This window comes from Coleofasciculus sp., from assembly GCF_046565525.1.
Classification (GTDB): Bacteria; Cyanobacteriota; Cyanobacteriia; order Cyanobacteriales; family Coleofasciculaceae; genus Coleofasciculus.
This window is the reverse complement of the sequence record NZ_JBKHUP010000002.1, coordinates 110,090-134,673: the sequence shown is the minus strand read 5'-3', so window position 1 is coordinate 134,673 and position 24,584 is coordinate 110,090. Positions and strand designations below refer to the sequence as shown.

Here is a 24,584-nt window from a genome sequence, read left to right as displayed (position 1 = left end):
GGGGCGGGTTTTACCATTAACGGGAAGGTTTTCACCCTGATGTCACTCGCGCCCGTCCCCAACGGAGTACAATAATTTTAAAGACAAAGGACAAATGACCAATAACCAATCACTGCTGCTTAAGGATAAGTAAGGTAATATCATCATGGACTTTCTGCTCTCCAATATGCTGCCACACTTGGTCAATAACCGCCTGTCTAATCTCACACACTGAACTGTGCCAGTTTGTTCTTAAAACTTCACAAAGCCTTTCCAGACCATATTGCACCCCATTCATATCTTCAGCCTCAGTAATCCCATCGGTGTACAGGACAACTCCATCTCCTGGATACAACTGAACTGTCGCTTCAGCCACAAACTCAGCAATCGTCTCAGCCAAACCAATAGGGAAGCCTAAATCAATCGTATCAATTCGCTCAATCGTACCATTGGAGCGTAGCACAATCATTTGTTCATGTTGTCCACTAACCGTCAGAACACCTTGGTGATAGTCGATTAAGGCAAGGCTTAAGTTCTTGTCGCAGCCCATCCGTTGCAGGTTCTGGTAAATCGTTTGGTTAAGGGTACTCAAGAAGTTAACCGCATTTGTCTCGTTATTTATTAGCAGTGTCCGCACAGCGGTTTGTACCATCAGCATCAGGACACCGCTTTCTAACCCATGACCGGTGATATCGCCAATCCCAATTTTTACTGTGCCATTGTGTTCAAGTACATCGTAGTAGTCTCCCCCTACCTCATCAGCAGGTTGCATATATCCAGCAATATCCAGCCCCTGAATTTGACGAAGTTCTGTCTCCGTTGGTAAAAGCATTTGTTGCAGTCGTCGGGTAATATCGAGTTCAGTACTGAGGCGAAGGTTTTCTGCTTCTAAACGTTTGAGATAATTTTCCTGGGCTAACGCCTGTTTGAGCTGCTGGACATGTTGCAGAGTTTTGTAGGTGGTAATTTCTAAGTCTTGAAAATTGATCGGTTTGGTAAGAAAGTCAAACGCCCCCAAGTTCATCGCCGCTCTAATATTGTCCATATCCCCATAGGCGGACAGAATCACAGCTTTAATCACAGGATAGTCCGCAGCCAGTTTCATTAGCAAAGCTAGTCCATCCATTTGGGGCATATTAATATCGGTTAAAACCATATCAATATCGGAGTCAGATGAGAGCTTGTCTAGGGCGTCCACACCATTACAGGCAAAAATAAACTGGAGTTCCTTTTGCCTAATCTTTTTTCTAAATTTTTGGCGAATTAGGGGTTCTAAGTCGGGTTCATCATCGACAACCAGAATTTTGGCTGGCATCAGTGTTCAGTCTGCTAATTTGTGGATACATTAAATATTTTTTCTTTAAGTTTGTCAAATTCAACGGGCTTATGAATATAATCATCGGCTCCGTATTCTAAGGACAGTCGATAGTTTTCATCATCGCCGTAAGCTGTAATCATGAAAACTTTTAAATTTGGGAATTTGTTTTTGATTGTTTTAAGTAATTCTAAGCCGTTTATCTCCGGCATATTAATATCTGAAAGAATCAAGACAACACAATTTTGTTTTTTACTTTCCATTTCAAGATAGTAGAGGGCTTCCTTGGCTGAGAAAGCAAAGTGAAATTCAATTTTGCCTTGTCTGATCTCTTTTCTAAATTGTTGTCTAAACAACAACAAAACATCTTTTTCATCATCGACTACCATAACTTTAATCATTCTTTCCTCTCAAGTCATCGGTACAATTCGGCATTTAAACCTTAATATCAAGAATTGCGAAATTCTTGTATGTCGGGCGAGAATCTTGCTCGTTACTCAGCATCTTGCTCACTACCTATAGTGTTTTCATTTGAGATGTGAAACTCACGATAGTGGACAAAGGCAATAGGCAATAGGCAATAGGCAATAGTAGGAGAGAAATGCGTCTGTTTTTTGTGTCATTAGAAACTGGCATTGGGTTACATAAATGAGCAAGAAAATGCTATATATCCAATTTAAATGCATAACACCTTAAAGGGTGAGAGTAAAGGGCAACCTGATTAATTATAGGGCGACCCGAGCCTATTGAGTGGATTCTAAGTGCGCCATGGCAGACGCGCCATGGCTAGAATTATTGAGGTAAAATCAGCTTAAACTCGGTATATGTCCCAACTTCGGTCGCTACTTTAATCTCCCCTTGATGCTCTCCCACAATGATATCGTGACTAATGGATAATCCCAACCCTGTTCCTTGACCTGTGGGTTTAGTGGTAAAAAAGGGGTTGAATATTTTATCCCGGATGTCCGCTGGGATGCCATTGCCGTTATCTCGGATACGGATTTCGACTTTATCTCCTAGATTTTTGGTTTTAACTGAGAGTGTGGGGGTAAATCCTGCGCCAACAGTTTTTTTCTTTTCATGGGCAGCATAACAGGCATTATTGATGACATTGAGAAAGACTCGACTGATATTCTGCGGCACAATTTTAATCTGACCGATGCTGGGGTCATAGTGGGTTTCAACGGTAATGTTGAATGAGGAATCTTTGGCACGCATACCGTGATAGGCTAAATTAACATATTCTGCCAGCAGTGAATTGATATCGACGAGTTGTCGTTCGCTACTTTGACCCCGTGAGTGCATCAGCATACCGCGCACGATATTGTCGGCGCGTTTGCCATGTTCGTTAATTTTTTTAACGTTTTGTCCTAAGTCAGTGAGAATTTCTTCAATGTATTCCGTGCTTTCCGGGTCTAATCGTTCTTTTTGACTATCGAGTTCTTCTAAGAGTTCTTCGGCTAACTCAGCAGAAAGTTCAGCGAAGTTATTGACAAAGTTTAAGGGATTTTTAATTTCATGGGCAATCCCGGCGGTTAACGCGCCGAGGGAGGCGAGTTTTTCTTGGGCGATAATTTGATCTTGAGTGGCTTTGAGTTTTTTCAGGGTGGCGGAGAGTTCCTGATTTTTGTCTTGGAGTTCCTCGGTTCTTTCATCGACTTTAATTTCTAGATTACGGCTATAGGCTTCGAGTTGTTGGTAGAGGCGGGAATTTTCGATGGAGATGGCGGCTTGGGCGGACAGAATTTTTAAGGTTTCGACTCGATCGGGTGTAAATGCGCCGGTGGTAAGGTTATTTTCTAAGTAAAGGATACCTGTCAGTTTACCTTGATTGAGGAGGGGGGTACAGAGAATAGATTTGGGGTGAGTGGCGACGATATAGGAATCGCGGGTAAATTGTCCTTCATGAGTGGCTTCATTGAGGACAACATTCTCCTTCGTGTGGATGACGTAGTTGATGATGGCGGTTGACAGCAGGGGCAATTGGGTGTCAGGATCAACAGCATCAACAGGACGCGATCGCAAGATATTAACCGCTTCTGAATCCACTACACCTTCGGCTTCAATTACCCATTTCCCTTGCTTAGTTCCTGGCTCAATTTGGGATTGCAAAATCAGAAACCCTTTTTGTGCGCCTGCATTTTCAATCGCAATGTTCATTAGTTTGGCGAGTAAGTTATCCAGCACAATTTCACTGGTGAGGGTTTGCGAGGCTTTCATCACCGTTGATAAATCCAAGGCTTGAGCATCACCCCCCGATGTAGAAATTCGGGTGCTAATCCCTTTACCATCAGTTCGATGGGTTGAACCGACTAAAATTTGCGGATATTCTGCTTCCAAGGCTTTGACTTTAGCCTTAGCACCCCAGCGCGTATAGCAATGGTGGGCGTTTTTCAGGTAGAGTTGACCGATTTCGTCTCTACCTAGGGAGAAATAGAACTCCGCTGCACGTTCATAAGCGATGGCTTCTTCGTGGATGAACCCTTGCTCCCTAGCACCACGAATCGCGCGATCATAAAGTTCCATGGCTTGGGTTTTTTTACCCAAAACTCGCGACTTTTCGGCTGCGACTAAATCATATTTGTGCTGATAATTTTCAGGGCAATAAGCTGCCCATTGTTTCAGACGCTTTTGATTTAGGTTAATTTTATTGATCAATTGTTTTTTGGCTAAACTATTGTCTTTAAAATATAACCCAAAATTGCCCATTGATTCATAAAAATTAAGCTGAACGAGGGCTATCATTCCAGCAGCAGAACTGGCGTAGGATTGACCTAAGCTAATATTTTCAATGACCTGATCATAATGTTTAAACAAAAAAGACAATATTGCTTTATTAGCATACAAGTGACATAATGTACAGTAATTCTTGCCTTCTATTAATCTAGGGATAGATTGGGTTTCATTAAAAGCCGTGCCACTTAAATTTAATTTCTCTACAGAGGTATTGAGTAAATTTAATACAGTTTGATGAAAAACCTGGGAATATTGTATAGAGTATACTAACTTTAACTTGATCATTAATTCAGTATACTTTGCTGTCTGTTGCTCCACTTCATCCAAATTGTTGCCAATAAAGAACAAATTAGCACAATAGGAATTTGCCGCCATGCCAGCATACTCCAAATCCCCATGTTCTAATCCGGTATTTAAGCCCTCTCGTAACGGTTCTATTGTTTTTCTAGTATGTTCTTTCCAATGTTTAACCTGAGTATTATAGATTAAAGGAACTCTTGCTGTAAATTGCTGGGCATTAAACTTTTCCAGTAGCTGCAAAGACAACTGACCAAAATGATAAGCATCTTCTTGATAACCTTCGATTCCGGATAGATAGAGAGCATACTGAATATAAGCCCCCACCGCTAAACTCGAATTTCCATACTTAACACAGAGAGTCACTAGACTATAGGCAACCATCGCAAACAATGGTGGATTAGTAATATAAGTAGGCGAAGCGATCGCAAGTAAGATTCTCATTGCTGCAAGTTTATCAGCAGCCGTCATTTCGGGTAGATTAGCTAAGTCTTTAATCGGCGTATCACCTAAAAGTAAATTGAATGCATTATGTTCTTTTTTTATTCGGCTTTGGCTTGATTTTTGAGGTAAAACTATTCCCAATTTAATTAAAATCTCAAGTCCTGTATTTATCGCGGACTGGAACTGTAGTTGCGAGGAATAGGATTGAAGCTTGATTTCATACACTTTGACTTGATCGAGGAGTGTTTTCGTGTGTTGTAGCACAGCAGCAGAAAGCTTTTCCGCTTGATCAAATTGGGTGCTGAGGTATTGGGATTTAATCGTTTCTATATGCAGTTCCAGTGTTAAGTCATACTGACGTTCCCAGCCATCTGATGAGAGGATATCTACCCCTATCTTTAAGTACCGAACAGCCGATTCATAAGCTGTTGCTTCTCTGGCTTTTTTCCCCGCCATCAGATTTAATTGAGCCAACTCATCTCTATCTGACTGATCCTTAATTAATTCGGCTCCGATATTTAACTGGTTAACAATGTCGAAAATATTTTCATCGAGTTCATTTTCTTTAACATTCGCTAGCAATAATTGACCAATTTTGACATGAACTTCTTTTTTCTGATTATCGGGGATCAGAGCGTAAGCCGCTTGTTGAACTCGGTCATGCAAAAACTTATAAAAGATAGAATATTTCTGATCCGCAAAGAGAGAGGGATCTGGTTGATTAGAATCAATTAACTCGGTTTCTTTCTGCCAAAGCAAGGGGATTTTGTAGTCATCACTTAACGGAATAATTAACCCTTCTTGTATAGCTGACAACAGTTCGTTAGCCGTGTCTGACAAAGATTTGGCGTTGACGACAGAGAGAACATCCAAATTAAATCGGTTGCCAATACAGGCTGCTAATTTCAACACATTTTGTGTTTGAGGATCTAACCTTTTAATTTTACTGACCATTAATTCAACAACATTGTCAGTTATGGCTACAGTTTGGATCTGGTTGATATCCCAATGCCAACACCCCGTACTCTGATCGAATAAAATTATTTTTTCTTGATATAAATTTTCAAGTAACTGGGTAACAAAAAACGGATTCCCATGCGTCTTTTTAAAGATTAAATCAGCCAAAGGTTTGGATAAATCTCTTGAGCAGTTTAACGTATCAGCAATCAATTGGTTAACACAGTCTATTCTTAAGGGTTGAAGAGTAATAGTATTCACACTGGTATTAGTCTTTTGAATTTGCTCCAAGGTGAGCATCAAAGGATGTGTGGCAATGACTTCATTATCTCGATATGCCCCAATCATGAGTAGATATTGGATATCGGGTTCAGTCATTAACAACTGAATTAACTTGAAAGAAGCCGAATCTGCCCACTGTAAATCGTCCATAAAAAGAACTAAAGGATGTTCTTTTTTAGTAAAAACGCCAATAAATTTTTTAAAGACTAAATTAAATCTATTTTGAGACTCGGTTGAACCAAGTTGTGGCACGGGTGGCTGTTTACCAATAATTATTTCAACTTCAGGAATAACATCAATAATAATATTCCCATTGTTTCCCAGTGCAGCTAACAGGTCTTGCTTCCAAGTTTGCAGACGCGCTTCACTTTCTGTCAGCAATTGTCGAATCAATTCTTGGAAAGCTTGAATTATAGAAGCATAGGGAATATTCCGCTTAAACTGATCAAATTTACCGGAAATAAAATACCCATGCTGTCCCACGATAGGTTTATGAATTTCATTCACTAAAGCTGACTTACCAATACCTGAATAGCCAGCAACAAGCATCATCTGAGTCGTGCCTTGGGTCACTTGATCAAAGGTGGCTATCAGTTGCTTTATTTCTGTTTCCCTACCATAGAGTTTTTGCGGGATTTTAAACTTATCTGAAATATCTTGTTGACCGAGAGTGAACTCTAAAATCGCCCCTTGAGTTTGTAATTGATTTAAACAGGTTTCTAAATCGGCTTTTAGCCCCCAAGTACTTTGATAGCGATCCTCTGCCGTTTTTGCCATCAGTTTCATGACGATATCAGAAACCGTTTTAGGAATCTCGTTGATCCTCCTATTTTCCGGTTCACTTACTCCTCCTCTCAAGCGATGGGGTGGAATTGGTTGTTTAGCGATATGACAATGCACCAACTCCATCGCATCAGTCGCTTTAAACGGAAGTTGATAGGTGAGAAGTTTGTAGAAAGTAACCCCCAGAGAATAAAAATCAGTGCGGTAATCAATCACTCGATTCATTCTGCCTGTTTGCTCTGGGGAAATATAGGCTAAAGTTCCTTCCAGATGATCCGGATTACGAATGGCTGGATTCTCCCGCGATAAAACAGAAGACATGCCAAAATCGATAATTTTTAATTGTCCTGTTTTTGGGTTATAAACAATATTTGATGGATTAATATCTTTGTGGATGATGTTGGCAGCGTGAATTCCGCCCAAGCCCTCGGTTATTTTTATAGCAACATCAAGAAATTCTTTCAGATTAAACTGGTATTCTGCCATCCATTTCTTTAAGGATTCCCCGCCAAAATCTTCCAATAGCATAATCATGCTATTTTGATATCGCTGTAAGTTGTAGGCTTTAACCACACCCTCCAGATTTAAGGAACGGGTTATTTCATATTCTTGCTTGTATCGATTAAGTTCTGCTGGAGTGGGATAGTCTTCTTTAAGAATCTTCAGGATAATGGGTTGATGATTTTGGGCGAGAATCGCTCGATAGACTAATGAATTATTGCTTTCGTATATTTTGGCAAGAATTTGATAGTCAGTCGTGAAGTTCATTTTTTTATTTCAACAGAAGTAAGTGTTATTCAGTTGGACTGTTATTTTATGGTTTTCTATATTACCAAATACCTTGTCGTGTTTTTTTCTATTTTAGCCATAATTTGGTGATAAAATGGCTACAATCCATAAAAACGAGCCGGGTTATCCCAAAGAATCTTTCGCACTGTTTCCTCACCCAGTTGTTCATGAAGTGCCACGGCTCTTTCCACAATATCCTGCTTATGATCCATGTGAGGATAGTCAGAACCAAAGAGCAAATTCTCGACGCCAATATCCTGAATAACCCGATCCAGATAAGGCTCAGAAGGCTCAATCGTGATAAAGCACTGGCGACGGAAGTAGTCGGACGGCTTCATTTTAACGTTATTCTTCACTTCCCAACCTAACTCCTCATACTCTTCATCCAGACGCCACAGCCAATAGAGTAACCAACCACAGCCAGATTCGAGAAAGCCGACTCTCAGGTTAGGGTGACGCTCTAACACGCCACCTTCAATCAGCGCTAACAATGCCATCATCTGTTCCATTGGATGAGAGCAGGCGTGCATCCCAAAACGGGTGTTAAAGCGATCCGCGCCAGTGGTTGGTAAACGACTGTGACTACCACTTTCATGAATCCCCACCGCTACCCCTAACGCTTCGCACTCCGTCCAAAATGGCTCGTAGGCGGGATCACTCAGCAGTCGTCCCTTAACGGGGTTGGAGCGCAAAAAAACGGCATTCCAACCAAAGGCTACAACTCGGTGCAATTCAGGAAGCATTTCTTCAGGATCGTGTAAGTTGATTGCTCCCACCCCTTTGAGAATTTGCGGGTTATAGCTACAAAAGTCATGTAACCAATTATTGTAGGCTCTGGTAAATGCTCCAGCCAGTTGCGGTGTCATGCTATCGATTCCCATCACCCACAATCCCAGGCTGGGATAGAGAAATGAGATATCAACTCCCATCTGCATCATTGCCCTAACTTGAGATTCTGAGTCAAAACCATTGGGTATGGCATCTGTGGGGTGATTGCGTCCAATATTTCTTACGGCATAATTGTGAATGTCATTAGACATTTTGCTGTAAATTTTTTCACCCTGAATCGTTATATTGGGTGACGTTAGGGCAAACCGCTTTAACCCTGGTTCTAGGTACTTGTGCCAAAGATCTTGCGGCTCGAATACATGAGCATCTGCATCAATAATTTGATATCCGTTAAGCATGATTTCTGATTCTTTAATTAGCGACGATATACTGAAGGTTCTAGAATCCAAATCTCAAATGGAATGCTACTGACAGGAAATCCCCCATCCTTCAGACGGGGGATTCACTTGATGGGAAAATACAGGTCGTTAAACTATTACGGCTTTCATGACTCGATTTAGCTAGTTTGAAACCTGGGTAACTTTATGCCTTGCTGTATTAGCAAGATGAGCAGGGAATATAGAGTGAAGGAGGAACGAAATCTTTTGTGATACCGTTCTCTTCTACTATTGGTTCCTTTACCCATTCTTCTATTTCTGCGTAAGTTACAGTCAATTCACCCAGGGCTGGGCGTGGAGGATAAGGCAAGGTCATTTTAAAAGCAGGAGATACTTTCCCCGTTTCAATTAAAGAACCCTCGAACGAATCTAATGTGATCTCGAATTCATACCTGTCTATTTCCGTCTCATCAAAAATAGGCTGATCCCACAATTCTGATTTCTTTCCCGTCAACAAATCCTTCAAATCTGAATCATCTTCCCTCTTAGCTTTTCTGAATATTTCCCGAATCTGCGTTGCTTTTTCACCATTTAGCCATGAAGTAGCAATCAGTTGAGAAAGAAGTTTGCATTGTTTCGATAACAGGGAAAAAAGTGTCTCGTAGTTACAGGGATGGTTTTCTGGGTATACCCGGAATGAGGGAGCGCTAGTTTTGCAATGAGACCATTCAACTAACTCTTTTATTTTCAAGTCTTTCATTAGTCCAGCTTTCCAATCGTATTTACTTGACGTATTTACTTGAGCGGGTCACACAAGGTACTAATTTGATTTGATTATTCTTTTTTCAAATATTATGAACAACATTGGCAGTACACTCAACAGTTCTACATTATTCTTAACAAACTAAGCATATCGTTGTTTTCAGGATGAGTTCGCTGGACTCACATCCACATCGGGAATGGATTGAGTTGATTTTCCGGAAGCGGCGCTTTCAACCACCCCAATTCTACCGGAACCTGATATAACCGTCCCGAACCCAGCCGTTTCCAGAAGTGGCGCATTCCGGGAACAATCACCTTGACAACCTTGAGTCCGATATCAGGACGAGTCTGATCCAGCACCAGCAGTTCCATCCCCCGGTTCTCGACAAGTTGCTGACAGCGAATCACATCATCTTTGAGATCATCACTCCACACTTGCGGATAATCTGACTGTACCTTTACCGCCATACTCTCATCAGGAACTAAATACGGCTGATTCGCCACCGTTGCCATTTTCCACCAGTCCAGCGCCATCGGATCAGCCCCAGGATTATAGAATGTACTACCATCAGCATTTGCCCTTAACACCGAAGGGAGAATCTGGTTCACCTCCGTCAACGCCCGTTGGATGGCAATTTTCGGGTCAAAATGAGCGCCGTACCCCAAAACGATATCTTCCACCGCGCGATCGCACCGCCGACTAATCGCCGCAAATACGGGAATATTCAAATCACTGGTAATATCGAGCACCCAGAGTTCCCGATGCAGGCTTTGGTAATACTCGTTTAACTCATGAAAATAGGGGTCATCAAAACTCTCTAAATCCACCTTGGGGCGTTGAATCCGGTTATACCACCATAACGCCACACTATCCCGTTCCACTAATTCCATAAACCCTTGCAGGATAGCTTCTTCTATCGTATTTCCGGCGGCACAACCATTAGAATCTGCCCAACAATCGGGTTTTTCGGATTGAGGATAGCCATAATAACAGTAAGCCGTAGGCAAATACTTAAACCCTTGATCCGTTAACGACCAAACTGGCGTCCATTCTCGCTCTCGTTCCTCGTCAAAGGGTTCAGGAACTTTTTGAAACCACCCCAAACATTTGTTATTCCAGTCTTGACGAGTTTCATATTGACTAGGGCTAAAATTCATACAGGTATTCGGATGAATCGCGCGATCGCCCAGCCTGTGATAACTCCCTTTTTCTCGAATTTCGTCCCCCTGAAAAACCCCAGAATAGCGCTCAATCGCCTCACAAAACCCACTGGCTTTTGCTTGAGCGTCCGTGCGACCTTTTCCCGCACTACGACCCCCAATATTTTGGCGTAACGTGTTGAGATCATCAAACAGTGTGGCGAAATGATGCTTGGCTATATAAGTATGAGTTAAATGATTGACGCCTGTCTCTAACCGGGTCAATTCCCGGACAACACCGGTAATCGGACTCAGGTGATGGTGATAGGTTTTCAGCGTTTCTTCCGGTGAACAATAACGATGTCCGCCATCTGTGGTAAAACTCTTCTTCCGGTGTCCCAGAATAATCGGTAAAGGTTTACGGTTCAACGTCTGAGTCAGTCCACAACGGGGACATTGCGGACGCTTAACTAGACGATGATTTCGGGTGTCTAAGGATAAAGTATCGTGAGTAACCAGAACCCCTGTTAACCGTTGATTTTCGCCCAAAACAATCCATTTAAACACCTCCGTTGCTGCCATTCCCAAAGCGGTTTGTACGCTAGCCGGAAAAGACGTTAAAGGAATCGGTATCGGTGTCGGACGGTGCTGCTGTTTTTGGATAAAGCGTTCTATTGGTCTGTTATCCCGTAAGCGTTGCGCTAAACAGTGCCAGCAGCCCGTTTTTCCTGGCTCAATAATTGGTCCGATCCAAACCACCGTCCCCACGGGTTTAACTAGCATCCAGGGACGTTGAGATTGTAAGGCATTTTGATGAAATGCTTCTAAATCAACGTGCAAATAGTCATCGGTTAATACGATATCAATATCTCCCTGATCCGCCACTTGAATCTGTAGCGATTCCAGAGTAGATAGGAACTCAGAAGTAGACAGAGAACCCAAACAGCTTACTGCTACTTTTGTCGTTTGCAATCGCTGGTAAGCCTCCTGAACATCAACATTTAGCATCTCGCAGAAGCTGGCTAAATTATCGGGCAATAGAGACTCACTTTCTACAATGTATCCCTTCTGTTCCATCTGCATCAAGGCATGTCGCGCCATGACGCTAGTATTGAGCATCTCTTGAAACGAAATAGTTTCCGCAGATAGATGCTGGAGGATTTGATCAATAATTTCCTCAACTGTGTGATGCCCATCGATTAACGGAACTAATTGTTGATAGAGATGACGATTAAGTTGAATCGAACCTCGCTCCGACAACAAAAATACTGTTTCTGGTTCGACTATTTCAACATGAAAGCATTGTTTAAATTTGGGCTTATTGAGCATATTTATCAAATATAACTGTGGCTCGTTCGTACTTGGATGGGAACCTAAAAATCCGCACCATTAACGCTCAGGATTCGACATGTTTACCCATTAACTACGTTAATTATTAGATGGCGAAATAAATTTTGTCAAGAAACACGTTCTGACACAGGACGTTGAGGAGAGGGCGACCCGAGTAAATTAAGTTAGGACACATCATTTATGTAGAGACGTTGCATGCAACGTCTCTACTGCCAATTGTCCATCATAAAGATTGTCAGGCTTACAACAGTTGTAGCAATTATTGAAATTGTAGATTGTAGGGGCGAGTCGCTGCTCAAATATGGCGGTGTTAAAATTAACCTGTCTCGACTCGCCCTAGCTTAAATGTAGCGAAGGAACTGAATCTCTGTTTACCTTGACATAAGAGTTATGCTAAGGGCAGATAAAACCGAAACGTACTGCCAACCCCTAGCTGACTTTCTACCTCAATCTCACCCCCTTGCAATTCCACCAACCGCTTCGAGATAGCTAACCCTATCCCCGTTCCCCCGGTATTCGGATTGCGCGACTTTTCCGCCCGCCAGAACCGTTCAAACACATGAGGGACATTCTCTGGGGCAATACCCATACCCGTATCGGTTACCGCAATCGATAACCGAGGAATAATTCCTTTTCTCCCGTCCCGTTCTATCCACACCCGAACGGTAATCGCACCCGTTGGAGTATGTCGAATCGCATTGCCTAAAAGATTCACCAATACTTGTTCCAATCGGTCACTATCTGCCAATACCCGAGGCAATTTTTCTGGACAATCTAAATGCAATACAGGACCTTCTTCCAAAACCTGATCCGCAAACTTTTGCACCAGTGATTCTAACAGGGGACGCACATTCACAGGTTCAACTTTTATGGGCAGATAACCGGCTTCGGCTTTGGAGAGTTCCTGTAAATCGTTAATTAACCGTTCCAACCGTCGCGTTTCTTTTGCCAACTGCTGATACATTGCAGGCGTTGCTTCCATCCTGTGTGTGGCAAGTTCTTCTAAATAACCTCGCAGTACCGTCAGAGGGGTTCGCAGTTCATGAGTCAAATCACTGACTAAATCTCGCCGCCGCTGTTCTACATCTTCTAAACTCACCGCCATCTGATTAAAACTGGTGGCGAGTTGATTAATTTCAGGAATTTCACTGGGCGGAAGTCGTTTATCTAGCTTACCCGCCGCAAATTGTTGAGTAATGTCTTCGATTTGAGTCAGGGGTTTGACAATGCGACGAGACAACCAGTAACTAAGTCCTCCAGCCGCCGTTGTCCCAACGATAACCGACCAAAACGTGCCGCGATTCCAGGCGGTTTGAAATCCTTGTAATAGGGAGGTACGGGCTACGCGAAAGATAACGCCTTTGCCTTCTAGTTGTTGCAGATGCAAAATAAAGAAGCGCGGCGAAGAGAGTTTACTGATAATTAACAGGGAACCCACGCCGACAATCATCACCAACAAATGGGAGAGAAACAGGCGCGAGACTAAGGGTAAGGATTGGCGGCGGCGTAAACCGGTTTTACTCATGATTAAAGAGAAATGGTATAACAACCTGTAGGGGCAACCCGCTTGGTCTACTTAACAACACCAGAAATTTATATAAGAGGGGTTTGGTGACCAAATCCCTACGGGCTATCTTCAAATTTATAACCAACGCCGATAACGGTTTTAACAAAAGTAGGATTACTCGGATCAGGTTCTATTTTTTTTCGCAATCGGGCGACATGGGTATCAACCACCCGTTCATCACCAAAGAAGTCATTCCCCCAAAGCTTATCAATCAGTTGAGTACGATTCCAAACTCGACCGGGTTGACTGATAAAGGTGGCTAACAGATTAAATTCTAACGTGGTTAAATCCAGGGGTTCTGATTCCTCAGAATCCAGTTGGCGACTAGCAGTATGTTGATCCACATCTACGGTAAAATGTTGAGTACGGTAGACGAGGGACTGTCCGCCGTGACGCAAACTACGCCGCAATAGCGCCCGGACTCTCGCCACCAGTTCGGTAGGGCTAAAGGGTTTGACGAGGTAATCATCAGCACCTGTTGATAGACCAATTACGCGGTCAATTTCCTCTCCCTTCGCCGTCAGCATTAGAATATAGGGGTCTTTGGGTCCCGGTTTTTGGCGAATTCTGGCGCAAACTTCCAGTCCATCTAATCCGGGTAGCATTAAGTCCAGAATAATTACATCCGGTTGCTGGGTTTGGAATGCTTGCAAGGCGGCTAGTCCATCGCGACAGGAGTAGCAGGTAAATCCTTCCCGTTCTAGGGCTAGTTGGATGAGTTTGGCGATTTCCGCTTCGTCTTCAACGATTAAAATATCCATATAAGTAGGTGGGAACAATTACAGTGAACGCTTTTGATCGTCATTCGTCATTTGTAAGGGTTTGAGGATTATTTACAAAACAAGCGTGAGCGTGCCGTTTTCTTTTCTCCGACTACTTACGTGGTAGTTTCTAGCTATCAAGAAAGTCCTCACCTTTATGGTGACAGATATAATTCCTAAGAAACCCTTTCTGATACAGGTGGTTGAGTAAAGGGCGACCCGACCCCATTGAATGGACTGGTGTTGTGAATTAGGTCAAGCGGGTCGCCCCTACAGGGGAATTATAAATGTTTCGTTCATCCGTTGCGGATGCGATCGCTAATTTAGATTCCCAATCTTCAAGAAGTCGAGGCTCGGGTAGGGGAATGGATCATAAGCCCAATTTCTCTAAAACAGGTCGTGTGGACACAATATGCTTACTCAACCCCAACTCCTTTGGTGGAATCCCTAGCGCCAAGGCGACTAATTGCGGTAAATGTAACACAGGTAATCCCAGCTTGCGCTCAATTACTTTTTCCACTTCCGGTTGACGAGAGTCAAGATTCAGGTGGCACAACGGACAAGGCGTTACCATACAATCCGCCCCAGCGTCAATGGCTTCTTGGATATGTTTTCCTGCCATTTGGAAGGATTGCTCAGTCGCATAACTGGCAATGGGCCAACCACAACACTGGGTTCGTCCCCGATAATAGACAGGAGTTGCCCCAACGGATCGGAATACATTTTCCATCGATTCGGGGTGAAACGGGTTGTCATAGGGTATGGTGGTCTGCCCTCGGAGCAAATAACAGCCGTAGAAGGCGGCACATTTTAACCCGCTTAGCTTTCGGGTAACCCGTTCTCGTAAGGCGTCTAGTCCATAATCGGTAACTAACGCCCACAGCAAGTGCTTGACTTCGCTGTTCCCCTTATAAGGAGAACAACCCTCTTTTTTCAGTAAGCCATTGATTTGATCCACATAGCCCGGATCACTCTGTTGAAATTCCTTTAAGCGTTCATCAACATGACCAATAACTCCCTGACAGGTGCTGCAATGGGTCAACAGGGGTAGATTGAGTTCCTCCGCCAAGGCAATATTACGGGCATTTACGGTATCTTCCAGCAATCGGGAATCTTCCTTAAATGTGCCAGAACCGCAACAGGAAGCTTTTTTCAGTTCAATCAGTTCAATGCCCAAGGCTTGAGTCAGGGCTGCGGTTGATTGGTACAATTCTCGGCAAGCGCCTTGGGCGACACAACCGGGAAAGTAAGCGTATTTTAGGGTTTGAGATGGCATAGCAGTTAATCTGGATTCTCAGGATCAATTATCCCATCGCTAATCTTAATGGGTAGCGTTGGCAATGCTGGAATTTCTGGTTGAGTAAAGGGCGAGCCGATCCCATTGAGTGGATACAGGCGTTCGACGAAGTGGGAGGTCGACGAGCGAATTTTGCGTATTCCTTATTATGACGCTCTAGATGATTCTGACTTTTCACCGGAAGTCTCGAAATTGGCGAAAGTCGGGGCGGGTTTAGTCACATCTGGGTGTCACCGAAGAGATAGTAGTGAAACCCGCCCCTACACATTCATGCGCCGTACCCTCAAGGGTTGTGAAGGGTCAAAACGTACCTTCCTTAATTGCGCCACATACAGTGAAAAGTCAGCTAAACGATCGCCCTCGTCGCCTGGAGATACATTTCCGCGATCGCTATCGCCATTAGTACCCCGACTAAACTGAACCAACTCCCCAGAGTCCCTAGAGTGGTGATTAATAAGACAATCATACTGGTGGCGGTGAGGTAGGTGAGGGCGACTTGGCGATGAGTCCAACCGGATTGTTGAAGCCGCTGGTAAATGTGACTACGATGCCCTTTAAAGATGTTTTCCTGGCGGATGAGGCGACGGATTAGGGTGTAGATGGCATCAGCGGTGAGTGGGAGGGTTACAGCCAAAGCAGACCAGGCTTGTACGGGGTTATTGGTATTGAGCAGGGCGATGGCGACACTGGCTCCCAAGACGGTGCTACCTGCATCGCCCATAAAGATTTTCGCGGGAGACCAATTCCACCAGAGAAAACCGAGGAGGGCGGCGACAAGCAGCCAGAATAGGGGTTGGTTGAGGTAGAGTGCTAGGAATGCCATCTGGAGGGCGGTGACGCTGGCAACTAGACCATCTAAACCATCCATGAAGTTGTAGAAGTTAATTAGGGCGGTGATGCCAATTAGGGTGAGTGCGATCGCGAGCATTTGACCCACTATACCGAAGTTAGGGAGCCAGGGTAGGGGGAAGGAACCGAAACACGCGATCGCGAGACTGGCGACAGACAGATGCACTAGGTAACGTATTCTGGCGGGAAGCCCTTGGCGATCATCAATGATACCAATGATGGCTAAGGGAGTGAGGATGAGCCACAGGAAGGTTGGGTTGGGGTTAATTAGGGGGTGGGATAGGAGTTGAGGGAAATAACTGGCGAATAGAGAGGCAATTAAGCCTGTTATGGCAAACGCCAGGATGAAACCCAAGCCACCACCACGGGGAGTGGGTTGGGTATGGGAACTGCGATCGTTGGGAATGTCCAGTAAGTGGTTGCTGAAGCGTCGTTTAAGGATATTGGTCAGGAGGATACTCGCCAGAACACTGGCAGCCGCAAGAACAGTTAACATGCTTGTCTATTAAACTTCTCACACACACTTTTCCTACTATATGACCTATTGCTTTTTGGTGGGTTCCGTGAGATAGGTGTCTCAGCGCAAGGTTTTTGAGAGACCTTCGTCAACGGTGTAGGGAGGTTCCCAGTTGAGGGTGTTTCGGATGTGGCTGCTGTCAACGACGAGGGAACCTAGCAGGCGGTCAATGGTTGAAGTATTGAGCGGTAGGGGGCGTTTGGCGAATTGTTCGATGGTATTTCCTAGATGACCTGCTAGTTTGAGCAGGCTGGGTGGTACTGGGAGGAGGTGACAAGGGCGTTCTAAGTGGTAGGCTATCTTGCGGATTAGTTCAGGTGTGGAGAGATCTTGACCATCGCTAACCAGGAACGTTTGGTTTTTGGCGTTGGGGTGAGTTAGACAAGTCGCGATCGCATCAACGAGATTACCGACGTAGAGAAGGCTACGGCGGTTGTTGACTAGACCAAAGGGTAAGGGTAAGCCTCGATTGATGAGTTTAACTAGGCGTTCCATGTTGCCAGGGTTGCCTGAACCATAGACTAGGGTAGGGCGTAGAATAGTCCAGGTCATGTTGCTTTGGCTGGCAAGAGCGATTAGGGCTTGTTCGGCTTGGAGTTTGCTGCGTCCGTAGGGAGTATCGGGTTGGCAAGGGGAGGTTTCCCTGAGGAGATGGTCGCTTAGGGTTGCCATAGCACCGATGGAGCTGATGAAGATAAAGTGTTTTACTCCTGCTTGGATTGATCGCTGGACAAGGTTTGCAGTGCCGTCGGTGTTAATTCTGAGAAATTCTGCTTCCGGATTTAGAATTTCCTCTCCTAGGATGTGAGCGCGAGCTGCTAGATGAATTACAGTATCAATATTTTTGAGAGCTTGTTGCCAATTCGTGTCGCCGTTAATGTCTCCGATAGTAACGGAAATAACAGAAGAAGGAAATTGATTAGAGGAACAACGGTCACGAATAGCAGCCGTAATTTGCCGATCTGGTTTATCAAGGTAAGGCATGAGATGGCTAGCGATGAAGCCTTTAGCACCAGTTATGAGAATAGAGTTCAATTGTCTACAGGTTTTAACTAATTGAGCAGTTCGGTATTAAACAATAGCTTTTCATACTCATCTAGGGCGCGGCTGAATGTGTACTTTTCTTCATAAAGTTGACGCGCTCTTTTTCCCATTGCTGTCACTCGTTCTGGGTCTGCTGCTAGTTTAGCGATCGTATCTGCCAGTTGCTGAGGGTTATGAGGGGGACAGTTAATACCGCAACTATAGTCATTCAGAAGTTGATCGATATAAGAACCTGTAGAGGATATCGAAAGGATAGCTCGACCCGCTGCCAACATCCCATAAAGTTTGCAAGGGGCAATAATTTCCTCTGCACCTTCAATAAGGCTGACGAGAGAGACATCACAAGCTGTAAGCGATTGCGATAGTACATCTCTAGGTTGAAAAGGCAGAAGCAAGATATTTTTTAGCTGATGTTCTTGGATATAGCGCTCTAATAATTTTTGCTTTGCACCATCGCCGATGAATACAAACTGTATTGAGGTATCGTTCAAAAATTGGGCAGCAAAGGCAATACTTTCTATGTCATGGAGCCGTCCTAAGTTTCCTGAATATAGGATGGTGAATAGTTTATCGAAGCCGTGCTGTATTGCAAATTCATTATTCTTTTTACTGCATATATAAATATCTTCAATTGACCAATTTTCAACTATTTCAATTTTATCATTTTCTTGAATGTCAGAATACTTTTTTCCTAGAAAAATCTTCATAGAACTGCTAAGTACGATTGTATTTTGGGAGTACTTACAGGTCAGATATGTTAAGTAACTACAAAACTTAAATAAAAAACTGCTAGACTTAATTATACCAATGAGTACCGCTGATTCCGGAAAGATATCTTGTAACAGAAAATAAAACTTTCCTTGCTTAAAAATTTTAAAACCTAGACCTAAAATGCCTGAGTAAGGGGGATTGGAAACTATTAGTAGAGTATTATTATAATTTACATTAAATATTATGTATGCAAAGCTAATAAATAAAAAAATTAGCGAGTTAAAAACTTTGATAAATATATTCTGATTATGCCAATTTATGTATGGGGTTCGGTTTATTTTTATCTGACTCAAAAAGCCATCAACTAGATTAATTTTTGAATGGTCATGACCAGATGTAAGTACTTTTACAACATAACCTCGTTCTGCAAAGCCCCTTGATAAATCGGTAATTAGTTGAGCAGTGGAAGCAGAATTCGGATAAAAGTACTGACTAATAATTGTGAGATTTTGCATATCTATGGTAATAAGCTAAATATAGATAACATATATGTAGAAGTAAGGAGGCAAGAACTTGACTAATCACTTACAAAAAAAACATTATGTATTTTATCATGATGGTGTGGCTCGTAGGGAGAAAAAACACCTTTTTTATTAATAATTTTACTGGCATATCCATAGGCTTCTAGAAAATTACAAACCTCATCAATACTAGAATGGTAATAGTCTAGATGAGCTGACAAAAGTTCTATCATCATTAACCGAGGGCGCATACTTGAGTTAGCAAGCAAGTTACTCATGCCGTTTAATACTCTGTACTCAAATCCCTCAACGTCAATTTTGACAATATCAACTTTTTTAAGGGATAGGGTTTTAACAATTAAATCAATTGTAGTAGTAGGCATTTTACTTTTCTCTGAACCGGGTTTAATATGGTCAGAGCCAAGCCTTGATTGGCTTGAATCACTGACGACAAAAGAAAATGCAGAATCAGCAGTTTGTGAGAATTCCAGTTCGGAGTCTTCTACATCAGAAACAGCAGTAGGTACAACTTTTACAAAGTGATTGGTGTTATTAATAACGCTATTCAGCTCAATTAAACACGCATTCCGTTTGAGTGGTTCTATTGATATAACGGCACCATTAGAACCAACTTTAGATGCAAACAGATGGGTGTAGTATCCAATATTTGCCCCAATATCTAAGCAAATGTCACCTTCTTTAAGGTAATTTTGGAAAAAATTAGATTCGGTAATTTCCCAGGATCTAAGAGCTATTTTACGACCGACATACTCGCTGCTCCAGATTAGCTGATATCGATTCGGAAGTGCTATCTGTGCAAGTTTATTCGGATTATTTGAAAAAACTATATTTAGACTGGAGCGAAATATTTTCCTTAACATATTTTTCCAAAAATTATCCATCATTATCATATTGTCACTTTACTTATCAATCAACTAAGAACTACATACTCTAATCTAAAAAGATATTTTTTGAAACAATAATTAACGCCTAACTAAATTATGTATTTTTACTTTGTCCATTTTCATCAACGATATGACCGTACCTGAAATAATTAATGCTGAAAGAACTTGAAATCCGTTACCTGCATTTAGGGAAAGGTAGAATGGTGAAATCGCAAGGGTTAGTAGAAAGTAGGCACAGAGCATTTCTATATACAAGCCATATCCTAATTTAAAAAGCTTCCATATAAACCCTATGATAAAGCCAAACACAAAAAAAACAAGAAATGAAAATGCGTATCCGAAATCTAAATATATGCTTCCTAGCGCTGTAAAGTATACACCACTGCGTTTCAAGGATTCAGTGACACCGACAATTGAATCAGACGGTATCAAGCCTAGTTTATTAGCGAGTAGCGCAGGTAAAAATAAACTGTGTATGCCGTAAAAGAGTCCTGGTTCAGGAGTTTGGGAACATAAAAGATTAATTTCGTTAAGGCTGTGTACTATGTAAACTAATAGATAAACAAGTGCTAATATAGTATGAGCAATAATTCCTTCATTTTGAACCAAATTATGAATATCAAAAGAGAAGGTTAGTAACCAAGAGTTTTGAAGGTTTTCGTAAGAATCACTCAAGCTTCTTCCTCTGATGCTTTCACGATCTATAAAAACAAACAAAACATAACCCATGAAAGATAACAAGAGTATAAAACTCCAATTTTTAATTTTTTTTAAAATTATAAAACGATTTATTAAAGGTTCTCTTGTTCGACTTATTCTTAACAATATTGCCATAGTTAGAAGCAATAATGTCATAAAAATAGTGTTTCTTCCGCCACTCAGGCTATCAGAGACAAATTGTAAAATCAGTGAGATAACAACTAAGCGTAATGTTGAGGATGTAAGTTGCTCCATACGAAGCAGGGCAATTAGAGCAGCCACAGGTAGAAAACCAGACAATACTCGCGCTGCAATAGACCAAGGATGACCTGTTGGTATACCTCCTTGTTCAATAACCTGCTGATTCATGGCATCTCTGGCAGAAGATAATCCCTGACTGAAGTCTATGCCTCGACCGAACAGAAGATCAACAGCTAGCATAAGGCTGCCAATTAATCCTATGAGTGCGATTATAATGATAAATTTATCTAATCGATAGTTAATCAGTCTATTGTTTACAAAAATTTTGCTTAGATGTATTTTTTCCTTTTTCAAAAAACTTAAATTTTTCCCTGAACCCTTAGCAAGAGTAATTACAAACTCTTTTCCTAATAAATAGCTAGTCGTAAAAACAGCGAAAAATCCCCCTACAAATCCTATGGTTTTTATAGACCACCCTTGATTAAATTGAATCGGAGATATAAGGTAAGCTAAAAAAACAAAAGACCAAGATGTCATGAGCAATCTAAGTGGGCTACGTAAGAGCGGTAATATCAATTTTACTATCACTATCATAACAACAACTATTTCCATTAAGAATCTACAGATAAGCATAGCTTATTCACAGACCATTGGGTGAGAATTAGTGTAAAAATAAAATACAAAATTCTTCCAATTACATAAATTATAGCAAAACTAACTAATGATAGATTCCAAAAAGAACATAACAATGATAAGCCTAAAACAATTGCAACTATAGCAATGTTCAAGATAAGCAGGTATTCAGTCTTCCTGAATGCAACAATAAAGTTTTCATAGTAGCTAACCACTATTACTGATGCTCCCACATAGATTATCGGAATAATTGAATAAGCTTGTAAATATTCTGGAAAGTAATTAGGTATTATCCATTCAACTATTAGACTAAACGGATACCATAGGAGAACCAAGGAAACCAATATTACTACTGTACAACGATTAAGCTTACCGAGTAATTCTTTCGGTGGATCGCCTTGCCCGATACGATATAAGATTTCTGGACCTATATGTTGAGACAGTATAGACTGAACTAGTGAACCCCCTGTCGCTAGAATCATGGCAAACGAATAATACCCAAATATAGTGTCACCCAATGTGCTTATCACAAAAAATCTATCTATATTAGAAGCTGCATTAGTAACGACTCCATTTAGCATTAAAGGTAAACCCACTCGAAAAATTGGCTTTAATTCTACAAAGCCAGATAAATTCCAGGCGAAATTATGAATTTTATATTTGGCTATAATAGCTGTAATACATGTAGTGATAATGATTTCTGAAACTAAGATACCAATATATCCGTATTGATGTGCTAATGTAGTTCCTAAAGATAGACTCAAGATAGAGCGCAAAAAAATAATAGTGCCGAATTCAAGAGTCATTAGACGACTGCGAATATCAGCTAACAAGAGCACAAACAAAGTCGAACCTCCAGCAAACAATCCTGCCAAGAAAATGACTACATTGGTAGACATGTCTTTCAAGGTGTCGCTGGTTATGACAAGTCCTAAACTGAGTAATAGAGCTAAAGTAGATAGAGCAGTAAAACCAGCAATTGTGTTACGAGCCGATTCAACCTCATTACTACGACCTTCACCATACCATCTGGGAAAGATCCCGATTGAACCTTCGTATAAACCACAGCTACAAATATACATTCCATAAGTGGAAAGCAGTAAGGATAGAGAATAGTATCCTAACTGGCCTGGAGAAAGAACTTTAGCATATAAAGTTATCTTCACTAAGCCCACTACTCCTGAAAGAAGCATAACTATGTAGTAATAATATATGCGCTTCACTAAGTATTACGCTACTCAACCTTAACATTATACATACCTGACAGTACTACTGCCAGTAAAGGATAGCTTTTTCCTGTAGTTTTCATAAAAAGCGGATCTATCCTCGTAATCCTCACCTAGACTAGCTTTCACGTATTTTTGACAGACTATTAATTTCGACAGAGTGTTCAAGTCATTATGCTTCCATCAATTTATACCGTATATGGCTTTGGGAATCGTGGCGATCAATCCGGATTTAGCTATTTTCTAGTGTCAATAAGTATTCCTTTAGGCTTTCAATAGTAGTTTGTATATTCTCCTCGGTGTTCAATTTTTGGTTTAGCAATAAACTGCCGACTATAGTCGATTCCAGGAGACTGCGAACTATATTTTGTTTAGAATGTTCTGTTATAGGTTGGGGGGTAAACGATTCTAAATAGTTTGTAAGTTCTTCAATTTGTTCAGCTTTATTTAAACATAAGTAATAGCCATTTAAATAATAGTAAGGAGTACACATAGTAATTACACGTTTTCCTCTTATTGCTGCTTCTACTCCTGCTGTGCCAGCTCCTACAAGAACTATATCCAAATGCTTCATGACAGTACGACTATTGACATCGGCGGGTACTAAAATGAGGTTGGGTATTGACTTTAATTTTTGATAGAATTCAGTTCGGCGGATTCCTAGCATAGCCCAATGCTCCTTGATGACTAAAAGGTATTGACAGCTAAGCTTTTTACATAAGTTCATTATAAATTCTTCATACCTTAAAAAAGTTAGGTCTTTTAGCCAATAGTCTACTGTCATTTCTGGAACATAAGCAAGAGGAATAAATAATGATGGCTTGGGTGATGCCTTACCTAATCTATATTCCCAGTCACTTTCAAATAAATCAATTCCCTGATAATTAGATAAATCAGTTTGACCCTGATCTAGAGTATGAAAAAAGGCGGCTAAATATCTATAGTTTAATGGATCTGCTTTTACCCAACTTAAAATTTTAAAGACTAAATACTTTAACCACCATTGAACAAAATTCCTAAAGTGATCAAAAAAGGAATATCCATAGAATTTTTGTGAGTAAGTAATTCTGTGATTATCGTCTAACAATATTTTTAAAGCAGAGTCAATTTCGGCTTCCGTCGGTGTTCTCACTTTATTCTTCTCACCATATCTAGTAACAATAATAGTATTAGGTATACTTCCACCACATAGCATAATAGTAAACACCCCATGTCTCTCACAGACTCGATAAAAAATGTCTAGAATGTAATTATCGATAGACTGCGACAGAAAATAACTTGGATTATATTTTTCTATTAGTTCTGTTATTGCCTGATACATTGCATGTACCATTCTTTCAGCTTGTTGAGTTGGTAGTAGTCTTAGAACACGACAACGTGTAATGATTTGACACATATCGTGTGGTGTTAGATGTTGCTCTGTAGGGTTTAACTTATAGTATCTATAAAAACTATTCATCAGATTAATTTTTTCTAAACCCGGCAAATCACTACAAGCAATAATTTCTCCATCAAATACATAATTTGCTACTTTTTTTAGAAAAACATTCAATCGTGGGCGTGTGTAAACTAATACACTTCCATTTATTCTTTTCTTCATTTCTATACAACCTCACTTTGATGATAAATAAATTGACTTAACTTTTTTTCCGC

At 41.4% G+C, this 24,584-nt stretch carries 16 protein-coding genes; all 16 read right to left on the bottom strand.

Annotation, left to right across the window (positions count from 1 at the left end; translation table 11 throughout):
- Nucleotides 1-109: 109 nt before the first annotated feature.
- The gene (locus ACLGGO_RS01295; RefSeq protein ID WP_446417992.1) at nt 110-1,294 is read right to left on the bottom strand and encodes a SpoIIE family protein phosphatase; all 1,185 of its coding nucleotides are present in this window, start codon (nt 1,292-1,294) and stop codon (nt 110-112) included.
- Between the two features lie 14 nt (nt 1,295-1,308).
- On the bottom strand, nt 1,309-1,692 hold the full coding sequence (locus ACLGGO_RS01290; RefSeq protein WP_446418004.1) for a response regulator: 384 nt from the start codon (nt 1,690-1,692) through the stop codon (nt 1,309-1,311).
- Between the two features lie 394 nt (nt 1,693-2,086).
- Nucleotides 2,087-7,561 carry a trifunctional serine/threonine-protein kinase/ATP-binding protein/sensor histidine kinase gene (locus ACLGGO_RS01285; RefSeq protein WP_446417991.1) on the bottom strand — a complete coding sequence of 1,825 codons (5,475 nt, stop codon included), beginning with the start codon at nt 7,559-7,561 and terminating at the stop codon, nt 2,087-2,089.
- Between the two features lie 119 nt (nt 7,562-7,680).
- Nucleotides 7,681-8,769 carry an amidohydrolase family protein gene (locus ACLGGO_RS01280; protein WP_446336013.1) on the bottom strand — a complete coding sequence of 363 codons (1,089 nt, stop codon included), beginning with the start codon at nt 8,767-8,769 and terminating at the stop codon, nt 7,681-7,683.
- Between the two features lie 199 nt (nt 8,770-8,968).
- On the bottom strand, nt 8,969-9,508 hold the full coding sequence (locus tag ACLGGO_RS01275; RefSeq protein ID WP_446336014.1) for a hypothetical protein: 540 nt from the start codon (nt 9,506-9,508) through the stop codon (nt 8,969-8,971).
- Between the two features lie 182 nt (nt 9,509-9,690).
- Nucleotides 9,691-11,979, bottom strand: a complete 2,289-nt coding sequence (locus ACLGGO_RS01270; protein WP_446417990.1) for a TOMM precursor leader peptide-binding protein — start codon at nt 11,977-11,979, stop codon at nt 9,691-9,693.
- A 409-nt stretch (nt 11,980-12,388) separates the two neighbouring features.
- Nucleotides 12,389-13,525 (bottom strand): sensor histidine kinase, encoded by a 1,137-nt coding sequence (locus tag ACLGGO_RS01265; RefSeq protein ID WP_446336016.1) that lies wholly within the window; start codon nt 13,523-13,525, stop codon nt 12,389-12,391.
- A gap of 98 nt (nt 13,526-13,623) precedes the next feature.
- Nucleotides 13,624-14,328, bottom strand: a complete 705-nt coding sequence (locus tag ACLGGO_RS01260; protein WP_446336017.1) for a response regulator — start codon at nt 14,326-14,328, stop codon at nt 13,624-13,626.
- 370 nt (nt 14,329-14,698) lie between these two features.
- Nucleotides 14,699-15,604 carry a CoB--CoM heterodisulfide reductase iron-sulfur subunit B family protein gene (locus ACLGGO_RS01255; RefSeq protein WP_446336018.1) on the bottom strand — a complete coding sequence of 302 codons (906 nt, stop codon included), beginning with the start codon at nt 15,602-15,604 and terminating at the stop codon, nt 14,699-14,701.
- Between the two features lie 367 nt (nt 15,605-15,971).
- Nucleotides 15,972-16,970 carry an MraY family glycosyltransferase gene (locus tag ACLGGO_RS01250; RefSeq protein ID WP_446417989.1) on the bottom strand — a complete coding sequence of 333 codons (999 nt, stop codon included), beginning with the start codon at nt 16,968-16,970 and terminating at the stop codon, nt 15,972-15,974.
- Between the two features lie 81 nt (nt 16,971-17,051).
- Nucleotides 17,052-18,026, bottom strand: a complete 975-nt coding sequence (locus ACLGGO_RS01245) for an NAD-dependent epimerase/dehydratase family protein (RefSeq protein ID WP_446417988.1) — start codon at nt 18,024-18,026, stop codon at nt 17,052-17,054.
- 17 nt (nt 18,027-18,043) lie between these two features.
- The gene (locus tag ACLGGO_RS01240; RefSeq protein WP_446417987.1) at nt 18,044-19,261 is read right to left on the bottom strand and encodes a glycosyltransferase family 4 protein; all 1,218 of its coding nucleotides are present in this window, start codon (nt 19,259-19,261) and stop codon (nt 18,044-18,046) included.
- Between the two features lie 62 nt (nt 19,262-19,323).
- Complete coding sequence (locus ACLGGO_RS01235) at nt 19,324-20,172, bottom strand: FkbM family methyltransferase (protein WP_446417986.1); 849 nt, start codon at nt 20,170-20,172, stop codon at nt 19,324-19,326.
- Between the two features lie 78 nt (nt 20,173-20,250).
- Nucleotides 20,251-21,609: a hypothetical protein gene (locus tag ACLGGO_RS01230; RefSeq protein WP_446417985.1), complete on the bottom strand. Its 1,359-nt coding sequence runs from the start codon at nt 21,607-21,609 to the stop codon at nt 20,251-20,253.
- Between the two features lie 74 nt (nt 21,610-21,683).
- Entirely contained in the window at nt 21,684-22,898 is a 1,215-nt protein-coding gene (locus ACLGGO_RS01225) for a lipopolysaccharide biosynthesis protein (protein ID WP_446417984.1), read from the bottom strand.
- A 265-nt stretch (nt 22,899-23,163) separates the two neighbouring features.
- Entirely contained in the window at nt 23,164-24,531 is a 1,368-nt protein-coding gene (locus tag ACLGGO_RS01220; RefSeq protein WP_446417983.1) for a capsular polysaccharide export protein, LipB/KpsS family, read from the bottom strand.
- Between the last annotated feature and the right edge of the window lie 53 nt (nt 24,532-24,584).

Coding starts and splice junctions, on each gene's coding strand:
- ACLGGO_RS01295 (WP_446417992.1), bottom strand. CDS start 1,294: ATGCCAGCCAAAATTCTGGTTGTCGATGATGAACCCGACTTAGAACCC.
- ACLGGO_RS01285 (WP_446417991.1), bottom strand. CDS start 7,561: ATGAACTTCACGACTGACTATCAAATTCTTGCCAAAATATACGAAAGC.
- ACLGGO_RS01280 (WP_446336013.1), bottom strand. CDS start 8,769: ATGCTTAACGGATATCAAATTATTGATGCAGATGCTCATGTATTCGAG.
- ACLGGO_RS01275 (WP_446336014.1), bottom strand. CDS start 9,508: ATGAAAGACTTGAAAATAAAAGAGTTAGTTGAATGGTCTCATTGCAAA.
- ACLGGO_RS01270 (WP_446417990.1), bottom strand. CDS start 11,979: ATGCTCAATAAGCCCAAATTTAAACAATGCTTTCATGTTGAAATAGTC.
- ACLGGO_RS01265 (WP_446336016.1), bottom strand. CDS start 13,525: ATGAGTAAAACCGGTTTACGCCGCCGCCAATCCTTACCCTTAGTCTCG.
- ACLGGO_RS01260 (WP_446336017.1), bottom strand. CDS start 14,328: ATGGATATTTTAATCGTTGAAGACGAAGCGGAAATCGCCAAACTCATC.
- ACLGGO_RS01255 (WP_446336018.1), bottom strand. CDS start 15,604: ATGCCATCTCAAACCCTAAAATACGCTTACTTTCCCGGTTGTGTCGCC.
- ACLGGO_RS01250 (WP_446417989.1), bottom strand. CDS start 16,970: ATGTTAACTGTTCTTGCGGCTGCCAGTGTTCTGGCGAGTATCCTCCTG.
- ACLGGO_RS01240 (WP_446417987.1), bottom strand. CDS start 19,261: ATGCAAAATCTCACAATTATTAGTCAGTACTTTTATCCGAATTCTGCT.
- ACLGGO_RS01235 (WP_446417986.1), bottom strand. CDS start 20,172: ATGATGGATAATTTTTGGAAAAATATGTTAAGGAAAATATTTCGCTCC.
- ACLGGO_RS01230 (WP_446417985.1), bottom strand. CDS start 21,609: ATGACATCTTGGTCTTTTGTTTTTTTAGCTTACCTTATATCTCCGATT.
- ACLGGO_RS01225 (WP_446417984.1), bottom strand. CDS start 22,898: ATGCTTCTTTCAGGAGTAGTGGGCTTAGTGAAGATAACTTTATATGCT.
- ACLGGO_RS01220 (WP_446417983.1), bottom strand. CDS start 24,531: ATGAAGAAAAGAATAAATGGAAGTGTATTAGTTTACACACGCCCACGA.